At 50.2% G+C, this 16,192-nt stretch carries 16 protein-coding genes and 1 pseudogene; 10 read left to right on the forward strand and 7 right to left on the reverse strand.

Annotation, left to right across the window (positions count from 1 at the left end; translation table 11 throughout):
- Positions 1 to 1,578, reverse strand: a complete 1,578-nt coding sequence (locus ABS784_RS06110; protein WP_011230063.1) for an ATP-binding protein — start codon at positions 1,576 to 1,578, stop codon at positions 1 to 3.
- A 313-nt stretch (positions 1,579 to 1,891) separates the two neighbouring features.
- Here ABS784_RS06110 and ABS784_RS06115 point away from each other — a divergent pair, with 313 nt between their 5' ends.
- The 5 genes from ABS784_RS06115 to ABS784_RS06135 all read left to right on the forward strand — a co-directional run bounded on the left by ABS784_RS06115 (position 1,892) and on the right by ABS784_RS06135 (position 7,758).
- Positions 1,892 to 2,932, forward strand: coding sequence for a TRAP transporter substrate-binding protein (locus ABS784_RS06115; protein WP_014194935.1), 1,041 nt, complete (start codon positions 1,892 to 1,894; stop codon positions 2,930 to 2,932).
- Positions 2,933 to 3,092: 160 nt separating this feature from the next.
- Positions 3,093 to 4,355 (forward strand): dicarboxylate/amino acid:cation symporter, encoded by a 1,263-nt coding sequence (locus ABS784_RS06120; protein ID WP_025039067.1) that lies wholly within the window; start codon positions 3,093 to 3,095, stop codon positions 4,353 to 4,355.
- Between the two features lie 282 nt (positions 4,356 to 4,637).
- On the forward strand, positions 4,638 to 5,465 hold the full coding sequence (locus ABS784_RS06125; protein ID WP_011230066.1) for an aldo/keto reductase: 828 nt from the start codon (positions 4,638 to 4,640) through the stop codon (positions 5,463 to 5,465).
- Between the two features lie 148 nt (positions 5,466 to 5,613).
- A complete protein-coding gene (locus ABS784_RS06130) occupies positions 5,614 to 6,306 on the forward strand; it encodes a zinc metallopeptidase (protein ID WP_011230067.1) in 693 nt (230 codons plus the stop codon).
- Between the two features lie 111 nt (positions 6,307 to 6,417).
- On the forward strand, positions 6,418 to 7,758 hold the full coding sequence (locus ABS784_RS06135) for a hemolysin family protein (protein WP_011230068.1): 1,341 nt from the start codon (positions 6,418 to 6,420) through the stop codon (positions 7,756 to 7,758).
- A 74-nt stretch (positions 7,759 to 7,832) separates the two neighbouring features.
- On the opposite strand, the gene ABS784_RS06140 is transcribed toward ABS784_RS06135, so the two are convergent.
- Complete coding sequence (locus ABS784_RS06140; RefSeq protein ID WP_011230069.1) at positions 7,833 to 8,732, reverse strand: RluA family pseudouridine synthase; 900 nt, start codon at positions 8,730 to 8,732, stop codon at positions 7,833 to 7,835.
- A 138-nt stretch (positions 8,733 to 8,870) separates the two neighbouring features.
- Between ABS784_RS06140 and ABS784_RS06145 the strand changes: the two genes are divergently transcribed.
- Positions 8,871 to 9,269: a YhcU family protein gene (locus ABS784_RS06145; protein ID WP_014194938.1), complete on the forward strand. Its 399-nt coding sequence runs from the start codon at positions 8,871 to 8,873 to the stop codon at positions 9,267 to 9,269.
- Between the two features lie 157 nt (positions 9,270 to 9,426).
- On the opposite strand, the pseudogene ABS784_RS06150 reads toward ABS784_RS06145, so the two are convergent.
- The 3 genes and pseudogenes from ABS784_RS06150 to ABS784_RS06160 form a co-directional block, all read right to left on the reverse strand.
- Positions 9,427 to 9,591 (reverse strand): annotated as a pseudogene (locus ABS784_RS06150) (zinc ribbon domain-containing protein); the annotation flags it as partial.
- A gap of 3 nt (positions 9,592 to 9,594) precedes the next feature.
- The gene (locus ABS784_RS06155) at positions 9,595 to 10,068 is read right to left on the reverse strand and encodes a thioredoxin family protein (protein WP_011230071.1); all 474 of its coding nucleotides are present in this window, start codon (positions 10,066 to 10,068) and stop codon (positions 9,595 to 9,597) included.
- Positions 10,065 to 10,502, reverse strand: a complete 438-nt coding sequence (locus ABS784_RS06160; protein ID WP_011230072.1) for a disulfide formation protein C — start codon at positions 10,500 to 10,502, stop codon at positions 10,065 to 10,067. The genes ABS784_RS06155 and ABS784_RS06160 overlap by 4 nt, the downstream gene beginning before the upstream one ends.
- A gap of 173 nt (positions 10,503 to 10,675) precedes the next feature.
- Here ABS784_RS06160 and ABS784_RS06165 point away from each other — a divergent pair, with 173 nt between their 5' ends.
- Positions 10,676 to 11,122, forward strand: a complete 447-nt coding sequence (locus tag ABS784_RS06165) for a CBS domain-containing protein (RefSeq protein ID WP_011230073.1) — start codon at positions 10,676 to 10,678, stop codon at positions 11,120 to 11,122.
- 116 nt (positions 11,123 to 11,238) lie between these two features.
- Positions 11,239 to 12,996, forward strand: coding sequence for a phospho-sugar mutase (locus tag ABS784_RS06170; RefSeq protein WP_352511804.1), 1,758 nt, complete (start codon positions 11,239 to 11,241; stop codon positions 12,994 to 12,996).
- Between the two features lie 47 nt (positions 12,997 to 13,043).
- Here ABS784_RS06170 and ABS784_RS06175 read toward each other — a convergent pair whose 3' ends face one another.
- Positions 13,044 to 13,301: a YhdB family protein gene (locus ABS784_RS06175; protein WP_013146280.1), complete on the reverse strand. Its 258-nt coding sequence runs from the start codon at positions 13,299 to 13,301 to the stop codon at positions 13,044 to 13,046.
- 180 nt (positions 13,302 to 13,481) lie between these two features.
- On the opposite strand from ABS784_RS06175, the gene ABS784_RS06180 reads away from it, so the two are divergent.
- The gene (locus ABS784_RS06180) at positions 13,482 to 13,730 is read left to right on the forward strand and encodes a hypothetical protein (protein WP_025039331.1); all 249 of its coding nucleotides are present in this window, start codon (positions 13,482 to 13,484) and stop codon (positions 13,728 to 13,730) included.
- 29 nt (positions 13,731 to 13,759) lie between these two features.
- Here ABS784_RS06180 and ABS784_RS06185 read toward each other — a convergent pair whose 3' ends face one another.
- Positions 13,760 to 14,365 carry a DedA family protein gene (locus tag ABS784_RS06185; RefSeq protein WP_011230077.1) on the reverse strand — a complete coding sequence of 202 codons (606 nt, stop codon included), beginning with the start codon at positions 14,363 to 14,365 and terminating at the stop codon, positions 13,760 to 13,762.
- Between the two features lie 161 nt (positions 14,366 to 14,526).
- Between ABS784_RS06185 and ABS784_RS06190 the strand changes: the two genes are divergently transcribed.
- The gene (locus ABS784_RS06190; RefSeq protein ID WP_013523016.1) at positions 14,527 to 15,948 is read left to right on the forward strand and encodes a SpoVR family protein; all 1,422 of its coding nucleotides are present in this window, start codon (positions 14,527 to 14,529) and stop codon (positions 15,946 to 15,948) included.
- The last annotated feature ends 244 nt before the right edge of the window (positions 15,949 to 16,192 follow it).

Here is a 16,192-nt window from a genome sequence, read left to right on the forward strand (position 1 = left end):
TCACATATCAAAGGTAACAGTAAACACCGTTCCTTTCCCTTCCTCCGACTGCACATCGATGCGCCCGTTTCCCTTTTCCACAATTTGCTTCACCAAATACAAGCCGATGCCGCGTCCGTTTTCCCCTTTGGTTGAAAAGCCTTCATCAAAAATGCGGTCAATATGCTCGCGAGCAATGCCTTGGCCGTTGTCTTCGACCGAGAGGGAACAAATTTCTTCATTTTGTTCAAGGCTGACGTAAATTTCTTTTTCCCGGTCGGTTACGCCGCGAAAGGCATCGAAGGCGTTTTCAATTAAATTGCCAAGGAGAACAACAAAATCATGGTGATCGAGATGCGGCGGAAAGCGGTGCAGCCGGCTGTGCCGGTCGATTGTCACGCGGATGCCGAGCTCCTTGCCGCGGCGGATTTTGCTTAAGAGCAATCCAGAAATGCTTTCGTCCTTGATGTTGCGGCTTAAAAACTGCGTCAGTTCTGCTTGTTCCTCTGTAACTTGGAACACGTACTCGAGCGCTTTTTCAATATGGCCGAGCTGAATAAGGCCGGCGATCGTATGAAGCTTGTTCATGTATTCATGATTTTGCACGCGCAAGGCGTGGACAAACGCCTTTACGCCCGTCAATTCTTCGGCCAGCCGTTTCACTTCCGTCCGGTCTTGGAAAATGGCGATGGCGCCGACCGTTTTTCCGTTGACTTTGATCGGGATGCGGTTGCTCCAAATCGTTAAATTGCCGATCTGCAACTCCTTATTGTAAATCGGCTTGTTTACTTCCAAGATTTCCGGAAGGTGTGTGTCCGGAATGATGGAACGGATCGATCGGCCGATGACATCCCCTTTGACGCCGAGCATTTGTTTTGCCCGGTCGTTGAAGATGGTAATTTTTTCATCGCTGTCAATGGCGATGACGCCTTCATGCATGGCGTTAAACGCTTCCGTCCGTTCGATCAGCAGCTTGGCGATCTCATGCGGTTCCAGCTCAAACATTTGCCGCTTGATATGGGAGGCGAGCAGCCATGCGCCAATTCCACCGACAACGAGCGACAAAACGACCGCTACAGCAGCTTCTTCTTTCAAAGAATCAATGGCTTCAAAAAACGTCGGCAACCGGTAGGCGGCGATGACGACGCCAATTTGTTCGTGATCGCTGTTCATAATGGGAACGAAGGCGCGAACCACTGTCCCGATTTCCCCGCGGGCTTTGGAAGTGTACGTATGTTCGGCAAACGCCGGCCCCTCATCAGCACCGCGGGAGATCGTGCCGATCATCGCAGGAAGCGGATGGGAGAGGCGCACTTTGTTCATATCGAGAACGACGATATAGTCGGCGCTGTGAATGACGCGCACCCGCTCGACGACCGGATTGATCAGCGCCCGGCTTTGTTTGTTTTCGACAATATGGCGTCTGACTTCGGGCATCTCGGAGACGGTGCGCGCGGTTAGCAAGGCGCGCTGGCTGAGTTCCTCCTCCTTTGTATGGAAAAAGTCGCTGATGATGAATACACCGCTCAGCAACATGGAAAAGCTGACGATGGCGAAAATCAAAATCGTAATTTTCCAGCGAATCGGCAGCCGGTTCATGGCGGAACTCCTTTTTGGCAATCATGATTGCTGTTGAACATGCCATATGAATCGGGAAAGGAATAAATCAACGTTTTTTTTCATTATACCAAATCTTCTTGAATGGAAAGAAACGAAAGGTGTAAAATGGCGGTGGGGAACAAATATTCTGCCCGCCAGCATAGAAGATGGGGCATACGTAAGGCGTGGCGATTGCTGCTTTCAAACCGAATCCGTGAGCTCCAGCCGCTTTTTTGCTTCAATGATTCGAGTCGGCGGGGAGCATTCCGTTGGAGTGCAATTTTAGCAATAGGATGGAAGAATGGTGTGAACAATGGGGAAAAAGTGGAGAGCATGGACAATCCTTTTGTTTGTCGGCCTCGGTCTGGTCGGCTGGGCAGCTAGCCGTCAACTGGGACGTGAACCACTTGTTTATGACGACGAGCAAAAGGGGTTGAAAAAGCAAATCATTATTTATTTCAGCCATGTCGTAGCAGAGAATACGCCAAAAGGGTTGGCGGCGCAAAAGTTTGCCGAGCTCGTCGAGCAAAAAACAAACGGCCGCGTCAAAGTCGAAGTGTTCCCGAACGGCTCGCTTTATTCGGATGGGGAAGAGCTTGATGCGCTGTTGCGCGGCGACGTGCAAATGATCGCGCCATCATTTTCAAAGGTGACAGAGCTTGTCCCCGAATGGCAAGTGCTCGATTTGCCGTTTTTGTTCCGCGATGAGGACGACGTGCGCCGCGTGTTTACTGGAAAAGTGGGCGCCGAGCTGCTTCGGATGCTGGAGGCAAAAGGAATTAAAGGACTGGCGTTTTGGAGCAATGGATTTAAGCAAATGATGAGCACAACCCGTCCGCTCATCGCCCCTGACGATTTTCGCGGCTTGCGTTTTCGCATTATGCCGAGCGAAGTGATTGAAAAGCAGTTTCGTTTGCTTGGCGGTGAACCGGTTGCTGTTTCATTTGACCGCGTTTATCAGGAGCTTGAACAGCATAAGTTTGATGGGCAGGAAAATACGATTTCTAATATTTATTCGAAAGGGTTTTACAAATTTCAACCGTATATTACAATCAGCAATCACGGGTATCTCGGGTACGCAGTCATGATGAATCAGTCATTTTGGGACAGTTTGCCGAAAGACATCCAGCAAAAAATAACTGAAGCGATGGCTGAAGCGACGCGTTGGAATTTAGAGCAGTCGAAAGAGCAAAACGAACGGGAGCTCAAGCAGCTCGAGCGGCGTGAAGATGTCTTCCTTTACCGGCTGTCGGAAGAGGAGAAACGGAAATGGGAGCAGAAGTTCGCCCCGCTGTACGACGAGTTTACGAGGCAGTTTGGTTCCGGGCTTTTGAATGAAATTAGAGGATCGTAATAGGCTTCCGCGGGCGGAAGCTTTTTTGTTTTTGAACAGCAAAAAAGGTCAAGACCAAAAAGACCAAAACGACCATTATCACCATAATATTTTGATTTCAACGATTTTTCTTTATGATAATGTTGAAAGCGTTGCCAATATATCGAAAGGAGTGGGAGAAATGCGGAGAAAACTGAAAAACTTGACGGTGCAAGTCATCATCGGCATTATTTTAGGGATCATTGTCGGATTTCTATTTCCAGAATTCGGAGCGAAGTTAAAAGTATTGGCAGACGGATTTATTAAGCTGATTAAAATGGTGATCGCCCCGATCATTTTCTTCACCGTCGTCATCGGAATCGGCAATATGGGCGACTTGAAAAAGGTCGGCCGCATCGGCGGCAAGGCGCTCATTTATTTTGAAATTGTCACGACGTTTGCGTTGGCGATCGGGATTGTCGTCGTCAACCTTGTCAAACCAGGGGTTGGGTTTCATACCGATGCAGTAAAAGGCGGCGACATTTCACAATACACGAAACAAGCGGAAGAAACAAGCCACGGTTTTGTTGACTTCATTTTAAGCATCATTCCCGACAACGTCGTTGCCGCGATGGCGAGCGGCCAACTGCTTCCGGTGCTCTTCTTCGCCGTGTTGTTCGGTTTAGCGGCTGCCGCGCTTGGGGAAAAAGCAAAACCAGTGATTTCCTTGTTTGAACGGCTGGCAGAAATTTTCTTCGGCGTCGTCAACATGGTTATGAAGGTGTCGCCGATCGCCGCGTTCGGCGCGATGGCGTACACGATCGGCACGTTCGGCCTCGGATCGCTCGTGTCGCTCGGTAAACTGATGGGTTCTGTTTACATTACGATGGCGCTTTTCATTTTCGTCGTGCTTGGCGGGATTGCCAAGTTTTATGGGTTTAACATCTTTAAGTTTCTCGCTTATATCAAAGAGGAACTGTTGCTTGTTTTGGGCACGTCTTCGTCTGAATCAGCGCTGCCGCGGCTGATGGAACGTTTGGAAAAATACGGGTGCTCGAAATCGGTTGTTGGTCTTGTCGTTCCGACAGGGTATTCGTTTAACCTAGACGGCACATCGATTTACCTGTCGATGGCAGCCATTTTCATCGCCCAAGCGTACGGCATTGATTTAACCATTTGGCAAGAGCTGACGTTGCTTGGCGTATTAATGCTCACCTCGAAAGGGGCAGCAGGGGTTACCGGTTCGGGATTCATTACGTTGGCAGCGACTTTGGCGGCGTTCCCGATGATTCCGGTCGAAGGCATCGCCTTGTTGCTTGGGGTTGACCGCTTCATGTCGGAAGCGCGGGCGATTACGAATATTATCGGCAATGCTGTAGCGACAGTGGTTGTTTCGAAAATGGAAAACGAGTTTCATCCGAACGAAGCTGAAGTGGAGCGCGCCTCGATGAGCGTGGCCAAATAAGAGTCAGGAGCCGATCTGCAAGTCCAATTGACAGCTTTTCCGTTCGCATGTTTCTGACTGCGTCGGGAAAGGAGCCGCACGCTGCAAATCGCCGAATGGATGAAAAAAGGAATGCAATGACAGCGCGAGGGGAACGTTTCCCCTCGTTTTTGCGTTGATTTTCCCCTAAAGAAAGAACAAGAGGGACGTGGGGAAGTGAGAAAGGAGAGCAAGCATATATTTTGATTTTCTTTCCCTCTTTTCCCATAATGAAACTATAATGACGCTCGAGGAGGAGAGGATATGAACGGCCTGCAAGATTGCGCCACTTTGCATAACGGGGTGAAAATGCCTTGGGTCGGCCTTGGCGTTTATAAAGTCAAAGAAGGGGAGGAAGTAAGAAGCGCGGTGCGCACCGCGCTCGAGATCGGCTACCGCCATGTCGATACAGCCGCTTTTTATGAAAACGAAGAAGGTGTCGGTCGAGCGATCCGCGAATCCGGCATTCCTCGCGAACAAGTGTTCGTGACAACGAAAGTATGGAACACCGATCAAGGGTATGAGACGACGCTGAAGGCGTTTGACAAAAGTTTGAAAAAACTCGGGTTCGATTATGTCGACTTGTATTTGGTCCACTGGCCGGTGAAAGGGAAGTATAAAGAGACGTACAAGGCGCTGGAAAAGTTGTATAAAGACGGTTATGTGCGCGCGATCGGCGTAAGCAATTTCCATATCCACCATTTGCAAGATGTACTGGCGGATTGTGAAATCAAGCCGATGGTCAACCAAGTCGAGTATCACCCGCGCCTGACGCAAAAAGAGTTGCTTACGTTTTGCCGGGAAAACGGCATCCAGCTTGAAGCATGGTCGCCGCTCATGCGCGGGGAAATTTTAAGCGAACCGACGATCATTGACATTGGGCGCAAGTACGGGAAAACGCCGGCGCAGGTGGTGTTGCGCTGGGATTTGCAACACGGCGTTGTGACGATCCCGAAGTCGGTGACGCCGGCGCGGATCAAGGAAAACGCTGATATTTTTGATTTCTCGCTGACCGACGAAGAAATGAAACAGATCGACGCGTTGAACTTGAACAAACGGGTCGGTCCTGACCCAGACAATTTCAATTTTTGATGTCCCCATCAGCCAAATAGCGCCTCGATGCAGGCGCTGTTTTTTTTTTGAAACCGGAGCGGGCCGTTTGACGTATGAAAAGGTGAGCAAGTACAATAAATAATAGTATACACATTTGATGAACATTGAAAAAACGGAGGGTGCTGTGATGCTATTCCATCCGATGGATATTTTCATTTTTATCGCCTTCCTGATATCGCTTTGGGCGCAATGGAAGGTATCAAGCAATTTCAATGCCTGGTCTGAAGTTCCAGCCTCATCGGGGTTGACGGGGGCGGAAGTGGCGCGCATGATTTTAGACCGCCACGGGCTGCACCATGTGCCGGTGGAGGTCGTGCCAGGGAGATTGTCCGACCATTATGATCCGATTTCCCGCACGGTCCGTTTGTCGGAGCCGGTCTTTTATGGGCGTTCAATCGCTTCCATTTCCGTTGCCGCCCACGAGGTTGGCCATGCCGTTCAACACCAGCAAGGCTACGCTGCGCTCGTCCTTCGCCACCGGATGTTTCCGATTGTGAACTTCGCTTCGGGCGTTGCGCCGTTGTTGTTGCTCGTTGGATTTGTGCTCCATCAATTTTCGCTGATTGGACTCGGCATTTTGTTTTTCTCGCTGGCGGTGGCCTTCCAAATCATTACCTTGCCGGTGGAGTTCAACGCGAGCGCACGGGCGAAGCGGTTTATGCTGGCTGAAGGGTTGATCGCCCCAAATGAAGCGCGCGGCGTAAACAAAGTGCTTGGCGCGGCGGCGCTGACATACGTCGCGGCAACGTTGATTGCCGTGTTTGAGCTGCTGAAATATGTGCTCATTTTCACCCAAGGGAACAATAATGAGGAATCGTAACATATTGGGCCGCCTAAGGCGGCCCAGCGGCATCATCGTCTATCAGCTGCAATGGAAACTTTTGTGTGCAGGAGGTGTAACCTGGGCGCTTCATCCGCGCTCGGAGACGAATTGGATATAGCCAGTTTGCTGTTGGTGGCGTTTCTCATCGCTTGCACCGCCTTTTTTGTCGCTTCTGAATTTGCGATCGTCAAGGTGCGCAGCTCGCGCATCGATCAGCTTGTCAATGAAGGGAATCGACGGGCGGTCGCGGCGAAAAAAGTGATTTCGAATTTGGACGGCTATTTATCGGCGAACCAGCTCGGCATTACGCTCACCTCGCTTGGCCTTGGCTGGCTTGGGGAGCCGACGGTGGCGCGGATGTTGCTGCCGCTGTTTGAACGCCTCCATTTATCGGAATCCGTCTCCCACTTTTTAGCGTTTATCATTTCGTTTTCGCTCATCACCTTTTTGCATGTCGTCGTCGGTGAATTAGCGCCGAAGACGTTTGCCATTCATAAGGCGGAAGCGATTACGCTGTTTACGGCTCAGCCGCTCATCTGGTTTTACAAAATCATGTATCCGTTCATTTGGACGCTCAACAACTCTGCGCGGCTCGTGACGCGCCTGTTTGGCCTCAGGCCGGTGGCGGAGCATGAAATCGCCCACTCTGAGGAGGAGTTGCGCCTCATTTTATCAGAAAGCTACAAAAGCGGGGAGATCAATCAGTCAGAGTACCGCTATGTCAATAACATTTTTCGTTTTGACGACCGCATAGCGAAAGAAATTATGGTGCCGCGCAAAGAAATTGTGGCGCTCGATATTAACAAAAGCGTCAAGGAAAACTTGGACATCATTCGCGAAGAAAAGTATACGCGCTATCCGGTCATTGACGGCGATAAAGACCATGTGCTTGGACTCATCAACGTGAAAGAGGTGTTTACGGACTTTATTGCCAATCCGTCCAACGAAAAGCAGATGAAAGACTATATCCGCCCGATCATTCAAGTGATTGAATCGATCGCCATTCACGATTTGTTGGTCAAAATGCAAAAAGAACGCATCCATATGGCGATTTTGGTCGATGAATACGGCGGCACGTCTGGACTGGTTACAGTCGAGGACATTTTGGAAGAAATCGTTGGCGAAATCCAAGATGAGTTTGATATTGATGAAACGCCGCTGATTCAAAAAATAGACGATCGATTGATCTTGGATGGCAAAGTGTTGATCAGCGAAGTGAATGATTTGCTTGGGCTGGACATTGACGATGATGACGTCGATACGATCGGCGGCTGGATTTTAACGAAGCATTATGATATCAAACCAGGCGAGAGTGTAGAAATCGATGGCTACTTGTTTACGGTGAAGGAAATGGATGGCCATCATGTGAAATCGCTGGAAGTGGCAAAAAAAGAGCCGAGCAAAGAGGAGGAGGCGGCAGGCGCCGAAGAGGAGGAGTTGCGTTTGTAAGGCAGACGGGGGCGTCTGCCTTTTCTCGTTTCGGCCGAGAAATCCCCTCCTCCATTGAAGGACAGCAGGGTAGATCAATGGTAAATGCGCGAAAGGTCGGTGGGAAAATCGCTTGTTGGCGCGAGACAAATGACCTCTTCGTTTGTAAACGGGTGGCGGAACGTTAGCTTAGCGGCATGAAGCGCATGGCGATGAAACACTGGTTTGCCGCCATAAAGCACATCGCCGACGAGCGGATGGCCGAGATGGGCCAAATGGACGCGGATTTGGTGCGTCCGTCCAGTCTCGAGAGAAAGCTCGACAAGCGATGTTGACGGGAATGTTTTGATGACGCGATAGTGTGTCACCGCTTTTGCCCCCGTCTTCGAGACGCGCCGGCGCGTTGGATGGTGGCGGTCGCGGCCGATTGGCGCGAAAATGGTTCCTGATTTCGGGGACAAACGACCGTGAACAAGGGCGACGTACGTCCGCTTGATGGCACGGTGGGCGAGCATCCGATCGAGCGTCGCACCGGCAAGCGGGTGTTTGGCAAATAAAATCGCTCCCGACGTGTCGCGGTCAAGTCGGTGAATGTGGCGCACTTTTGTTAAAATTGCCTGCGACTGCAAATAAAACGCGACCGCATTGGCGAGCGTGCCGGTTTGCCCCGGTTCGGACGGATGAATGTCGATGCCGGCTTCTTTGTTCAAGACGAGCAGATGGTCGTCCTCCCATAAAATCGAAAGCTCCCGATATTCTGGAACGATGAACGACGGCTCCGGCTCATATGCGTAAAGCTGGAGCCGGTCGCGTTCGTTGAGCACCGTCTTCCAGGGAACAGCCTGGCCGTTCAGTTTGACGCCGTGTTCCATCCGCCAACGGTGGGCGAGCTTTTTCGAGGCGGCCCATACGTCTTTCAGGAGCTGTTCAATCGTCAAACCGCTCCACCAGCTAGGGATGATGCATTCCAGCCAATCGCCTTTTCTTGTCCACAAAGGTTGTCACACTCCCAATTGTTTGTTAGCTGTGGAAACACTTTCTACCCCTATCCTTGCGCGAGATATGGTACACTCATAGTATCGTCTTAGTGATGGAAAACGCAAGCATTGCGGCGAGAAAAGGTGGTATGGACGTTGAAAATGATGTATGCAGCGACTCCGGAACAAGAGCATTACATGCAGTATTTGCTCAACTACTTTTATACCGATGTGTTCCCGTATTACTTCGATGATGAACAAATCCGTCAATTTGAGGAATGGGGCATTCTTTCGCTGGACCACGAACATGTTGCATATAATGGAACGATGAAAGAGGCTTTCCAAATCATTTCAGCGTTGCAATCGCTCATTACCGTCATCGAACATATCGGAGAGCATGGGGATTTGGAACAGTATGAATGGCTGTTTGTTCGCAATCAAAAGATTTTGGCCCGCCATGGCATTGCCTTTCCTTTTCATGCCAAGCAGTTCACTTGCAGGCGGCTTTGGCCGTGCAGCGTGTATGCGCCTCCGGCGAGCCAATGGGTGATTTGACAATCCGCACGCCTAAAGGTGTGGGATTCTTGGGTCGTTAACACCCTCATCCATTTCTGGTTCGGACAACGCCCAAGTTCGGGGGTGTGTCATCACCCCGTCCCATCGGGTTAGGATGTACCCCAATGGGCGGCGCACCTGCGACCGGTGCGCTAGGTTAGGCGGCGAAGCCCGAAATCGCTTTGGCGATGTTGATCGCGCCATTCAAGTCGGCGTGGAGGGTGTATCCGCACTTTTGGCATCGGAAGCGGATGCCGTTTCGGTTCGCTTTCTCTCGATGCCCGCATCGGCATGTTTGACTTGTGTAGGTCGGATTCACCCATCTTCACTTGTCACTGTGCAATGAGGAAAACCAGTTTCGGAACGTTTGTTCGTCATGATACCCTTCGATGCGTTTGATTTCTTTGCCGTTTTCGTAATGGACGATCGTCGGGGTGGCTTCAATATGGTACGCATCCCACCCGTCTTCGAATTCAAGCAAGTTGAACAGCTTTAAATCGATGCCAAGCTCCTTTGCGAGCGGCACGACGATCGGCGTTGTCCGCTGGCAGTGAGGGCATGTCGGGCTGTAAAAGTAAACGGTGAGCGTCTTGCCGTCAGCCAGCTGCTGTTTCAACTCCGCGGGCAAAATAATGTTGCGGTAGTTCGGGTCGTCAAGTTGGGCGATGGTGGCTGGGTTGAGCTCACTTTTATGGTAAGGATTGTTGCTTGCGGCTTCTTTTTGTTCGTACATCGTAATAAACGCGATCGCAGCGAACAGGACGACAATGATGCCGCCAAATGCGAGCAGTTTTTTCAACGTTCGCTCTCCTTTCTTTGCTGGCGCATGACGGTCCAACTTAACAACATAATGATCATAAAGGCAGTGAACGCCAAAAATGGAATGGTGATAAATCCAAGCCAGTTTATATATTGCCCTGTGCACGGAATGCGGCCGCAGCTGATGGCGTATTCTTGAAGCAGCGGAATTTTTTGCAATCCATAATGATACAGAGAAATACCCCCGCCAATCAATGACAGTGTGAAGCTATAGCGAGCTGCCGCAGCGTCTTTGCGCACAATGGCGATTCCTAAAATCACGACTTGCGGGTACATAAAAATGCGTTGAAACCAGCAAAGATCACAAGGAATAAAGCCGAGCACTTCAGAAAAATAAAGGCTTCCGAGCGTGGCGATGAGCGCGGTCGCCCATGCGGCCAAAAGCAAGTTCTCCGCACGTTTTTCTCGTTCCATGTTCTCTCCTTCTTCCCATCATGTTCCCGATCTTGCCTCCGTTAGCTCCATTATAAGGGATGGAAAACGGCACGTCCATTCATAACCGGCAAAGGGCAGGAAAGAAAACAACATTTTCTATCTATATCGCTCGACAAACGAGCCATACTAATCGGTGAAAGGGGAGGATCACATTGACGAACAACAGCGGAAACAAAGTGCAGGACATTATGACGAAAAACGTCGCAACGATTTCGCCGAACCAAACGGTGCAAGAAGCAGCGCAAATCATGAGCCAAAAAAATATTGGGGCGCTTCCGGTTGTGGAAAACGGGCAAGTCAAAGGGATGATTACGGACCGCGATATTACGTTGCGTGTTTCGTCCCAAGGAAAAGACCCGTCGACCGTCAAAGTAGCGGAGGTCATGACGAACCAAGTCGTCACCGGTACGCCGAATATGAGCGTACAGGAAGCCGCGAATGTCATGGCCCAACATCAAGTTCGCCGTTTGCCGATCGTGGAAAACAACCAGCTTCAAGGCATTGTTGCGCTAGGCGATATTGCGACGAACAGCGCATCAAACGAAGCGGCTGAACAGGCGTTGACGAACATTTCGGAGCCGTCGCAGCCGCAAGGGTAATGGGGGAAAAAGGATGCCCACATTTTTTCCAGGGCATCCTTTTTCTTTTGGCAGGTATATTGTATGATGGGAGCGAATACATAAACAGGGAAAATGAAAATCAAGGGGGAACAGCGATGGAGTGGAGACAAAAATACGAACAATGGCTGCGTGAGCCGCAGCTCGATCCGGAATTGAAGCGGTTGTTGGAACAACGCCGCAATGATGAACGATGGCTGGAGGATTGCTTTTACAAAAATCTCGAATTCGGCACCGGCGGCATGCGCGGCGAGATTGGCCCGGGGACGAACCGAATGAACATGTATACGGTGCGAAAAGCGTCGGAAGGATTGGCGCGATACATACAATCGTTTGGGGATGAGGCGAAGCAACGCGGGGTCGTCATTGCCTATGACTCCCGGCATAAGTCGCCGGAATTTGCGATGGAGGCGGCGAAAACGTTGGCTACGAACGGCATTCAAACATACGTGTTTGATGAATTGCGTCCAACGCCGGAACTGTCGTTTGCTGTTCGCTATTTGCGGGCGTTTGCCGGCATTGTCATCACCGCTAGCCATAATCCGCCCGAATATAACGGCTATAAAGTGTATGGAGAGGACGGGGGACAGCTGCCGCCTGCTGTCGCCGACCAAGTGATCCGCTATGTCAATGAAGTCGAAAATGAGCTCGCCATTCATGTGGAAGATGAGGAAACGTTAAGAGAAAAAGGCCTTATTCGCATCATCGGAAGCGAAGTCGATGATGCTTATATCCATGCGGTCAAAACGATTTCCATCCATCCGGAGCTCGCTCGGGAAGCGGCGATCAATATCGTGTTTACGCCGCTTCACGGCACGTCAAACAAACCGGTGCGCCGCGCGCTCGCTGAGCTCGGCTACCAAAACGTCTTTGTCGTCAAAGAGCAGGAGCTGCCGGATCCGAATTTCTCGACGGTCGCCTCGCCCAATCCGGAAGAAGACGCGGCTTTCGCCATGGCGATGGAGTTGGGCAAGCAAGTGAACGCCGATTTGCTGATCGCCACTGACCCGGACGCCGACCGGCTCGGTGTGGCGGTCAAAAATGACAAGGGAAACTATGTCGTGCTGACCGGCAATCAAACGGGCGGCTTGTTGCTCCACTATTTGCTATCGCAACGAAAAGCTCAAGGCACCCTGCCGGAAAATGGTGTTGTCTTAAAAACGATCGTGACGTCTGAATTTGGTCGGGCGATCGCCCAATCGTTTGGTCTTGAGACGGTCGATACGTTGACCGGTTTCAAATTCATCGGCGAAAAAATAAAGGAATACGAACAAACAGGGCAATATGCGTTCCAGTTTGGGTATGAGGAAAGCTATGGGTATTTGATCGGCGATTTTGTCCGCGACAAAGATGCCGTGCAGGCGGCTGTCCTCGCGGCGGAAGTGTGCGCGTTTTATAAAAAGCAAGGGCTATCGTTGTATGAGGCGCTCTTGCAATTGTTTGACCAGTACGGCTATTATCGCGAGGGACAACGATCGCTCACGCTGAAAGGCAAAGAAGGAGCAGAGGCGATTGCCGCGATTTTAGCGTCGTTCCGCCAACAGCCGCCGGTGGAGGCCGCGGGGAAAAAGGTGACGGTGATTGAGGATTACAAGACGAAAGAGCGGACGAACACGTTGACCGGCGAAAAAACGGCCATTGATTTGCCGACATCCAATGTGCTCAAGTATATCTTGGAGGATGGCTCGTGGTTTTGCCTGCGTCCATCAGGGACGGAGCCGAAAATGAAGGCGTATTTCGGCGTCAAAGGAACTTCGCTAGAGGACAGTGAAGAGAGGCTGGCGCGCTTAACGGAAGCCGTCATGCAGCGCGTAAAGGATGTGCTCAGCACCGTTTCTCCTTCTTATGCGCAATGATCAGCACAATCTGCGGGGAATTGGCATCGGCCAATTCCCCGTTCGTTTTACGAATAAAACTGCGCGTACTGCTCGACTCCCATTTTTTGTTCGCTCACTTCAAGCGCATGGTCAATATAGCGAAGCAAGGCGTGCAACCGCTCCTGGATGACGGAGTAGTCATGTTCAAAATTATAAGCGTGGAGAAACTTTTCAATTTTTTTTGACAGAATATCATCAGGCGTACGCACCATTAAAATGAGCAAATTGTCCCATTCGGAGCGATGCGTGTAATAGAGCGCCTTATCATAGTCGACGGTGTTCAAGCGGCATGCCTCCTTTATCAAGAAGGAGTCATTGTTAGTGTATGACGGTGGGGCGTTTTGTTGCCCTGTAAATGTTGCGACAGAAGGCAAAATATAAATTATAACCGAAATGAAAACGAAAAAGGAAAAATAAATGTTGCAATTTTGTGACAAGGGTAGTATCCTCAAAATAAGGGGATGATGAGAATGAACAAACGGCACGAAGGGCAAGAAATGATCAACATGTGCAAATGGATGGCGTCAGTGGGATTGATTGTCGGAGTCGTACTGTTTTTGCTTAGTTTTATCGCAAGCGCTTACAACAAAGACTATTTCTTGACGATCATCAGTCTCGGCATTATCGGGGCCTCGATGTTTATGTTCGGATTCGGCCTGTTTATGGGATTGCTGACAGAAACGTACCATCGCGGCCCGCGCGAGAACGTATAGCGCGCATAGAGAATGAAAAACACCGGAGATTACCCCGGTGTTTTTCGCTTTTGCTGGATGTACCAATAGAAGATGGCGAAACCAAGAGCGACCAAAAAGACTGGAAATAAGAATGGACGGTAGGCATGGATGTACTGCTTGACGGCCATCCAGCGGCTTTCAAAATAGGCGCCGATCGTCAAAAAGACAGCGACCCACACCATCGCCCCGCTGTAGGCGAACAAGGCAAACTTTCTCCAACGGTAGGCGTTCATGCCGGCCCAAAAGGCGGCGAGATGCCGAACGCCGGGGATGAAATAGCAAATGAACAATACCGCTGGGCCGAGCTTCGAAAAAAGCGCTTTCGTTTGCTCGAGCCGTTTTTCTGTAAGATGGAGCTTGGGACCGAATTTATGCAAAAACGGCAGCCCGAGCGTAATCCCGAGCATATAGCTGAGCGAGATGCCAATGATGGCTCCAAGCCAGCAGGAAAGAAAAGCGAGCGGATACGAAAACGCCCCCGTTGAAACGCGGTAACCGGCATATGTCAACAGCAGCTCGTCGGGGATCGGCAGCCCAACAATGCCGAGCATCAGCGCAACCATAATGCCGATGTAGCCGAAGTGTTCGATAAGATAATGCAAATAGTGCTGCAAATGACCACCACGCTTTGCCGCGATTTCTTGTATATGACCATTATAAGCCAACGGTCCACAAATGAAAATGGGGCGCTGCGCGTTCATGCCAAACGATGGAACGTATCAAAACGCCGTTTCCCTCATACATTGTGATAAGAGGAAAAAGAGGGGGGAGATGGATGCGGCAGGACGAGCTGAAAGAGCTGGAACGGGCCATTGCGGAGATTACGGAAATTGCGGAAGGATTTGGCCTTGATTTTTATCCAATGCGTTATGAAATTTGCCCGGCGGACATTCTTTATACGTTTGGCGCTTACGGGATGCCGACGCGATTTTCCCACTGGAGCTTTGGGAAACAGTTTTACAAAATGAAGCTTCATTATGATTTAGGGTTAAGCAAAATTTACGAGCTCGTCATCAATTCGGACCCTTGCTACGCGTTTTTGCTCGATACGAATACGCTCATCCAAAATAAGCTGATCGTCGCCCATGTGTTGGCCCACAGCGACTTTTTCAAAAACAACGTACGCTTCAGCAACACGAAGCGCGATATGGTGGAAAGCATGGCGGCGACAGCGGAGCGGATCAAGCATTATGAACATCAATACGGAAAATTGGAAGTGGAAAAATTTTTGGATGCCGTCTTGGCCATTCAGGAGCATATCGATCCCTCGCTCCTGCGGCCGAAGCTGTCATGGACGTGGGAAGATACGGAAGTGTACGAAGAGGAGGAGCCTCCGAAAACATCGACGCCGTACGACGATTTATGGTCGCTTGACGAGCGAAACAAACTGAAAACGCCGCCGCGAAAAAAACGGCGCAAGTTTCCGCCGCAACCGGAAAAAGATGTGCTATTGTTCATTGAAGAATACAGCCGCGAACTGGAGGATTGGCAACGCGACATTTTAACGATGATGCGCGAGGAAATGCTTTATTTTTGGCCGCAGCTGGAGACGAAAATCATGAACGAAGGATGGGCGACGTATTGGCATCAGCGCATTTTGCGCGAGATGGATTTGACGAGCGATGAGGCGATTGAATTTGCGAAACTGAACGCCAACGTCGTGCAACCGTCGCGCACTGGCATCAATCCGTATTATTTAGGACTGAAAATTTTTGAAGACATTGAAGAGCGGTGGAATAATCCGACTGAGGAGATGAAAAAATACGGCGTCAAGCCGGGGTCGGGGAGGGCGAAAATTTTTGAAGTGCGCGAACTCGAATCCGACATTTCGTTTTTGCGCAACTATTTAACGAAAGAGCTCGTCATGCGCGAAGATATGTATTTGTTCCAAAAACAGGGGAAAGAATATAAAATCGTCGACAAAAACTGGGAGCATATCCGCGACCAACTCGTCAGCATGCGGGTAAACGGCGGATTCCCGTATATCACGGTCAATGACGGCGATTATATGCGCAACGGAGAGTTGTATTTGAAGCATTGGTATGAAGGAATCGAACTCGATCTGAAGTATTTAGAAAAAGTGCTCCCATACATTTATCAGTTGTGGGGCCGTCCGGTCCATATGGAGACGGTCGTCGAGGAAAAGCCGATGTTGTTTACGTATGACGGGAAAACGGTGCATCGGAAATATTTATAACATAAGGGCAGGGATCTCCTGCTTTTTTTGTTTGTCACGATGAATATGTGAAAAATGACACAAATTATTCGAAATCATGCCGGATAGCGTCCCCGATTTTATGAAATAATATGAAGTGGATAATTTGTGATGGTTGTCACAAATTCTTCACCACTGTTTGTTCGCCCGGGGGGATGGATATGTGGAAGCGGCATGAAAAAACGCTTGTGTTCGTTAGCTTTGCTGTTGCGGCTGTTGTCTTGCT

Origin of the sequence: Geobacillus sp. G4, from assembly GCF_040327975.1 — a bacterium.
GTDB lineage: Bacteria > Bacillota > Bacilli > Bacillales > Anoxybacillaceae > Geobacillus > Geobacillus thermoleovorans.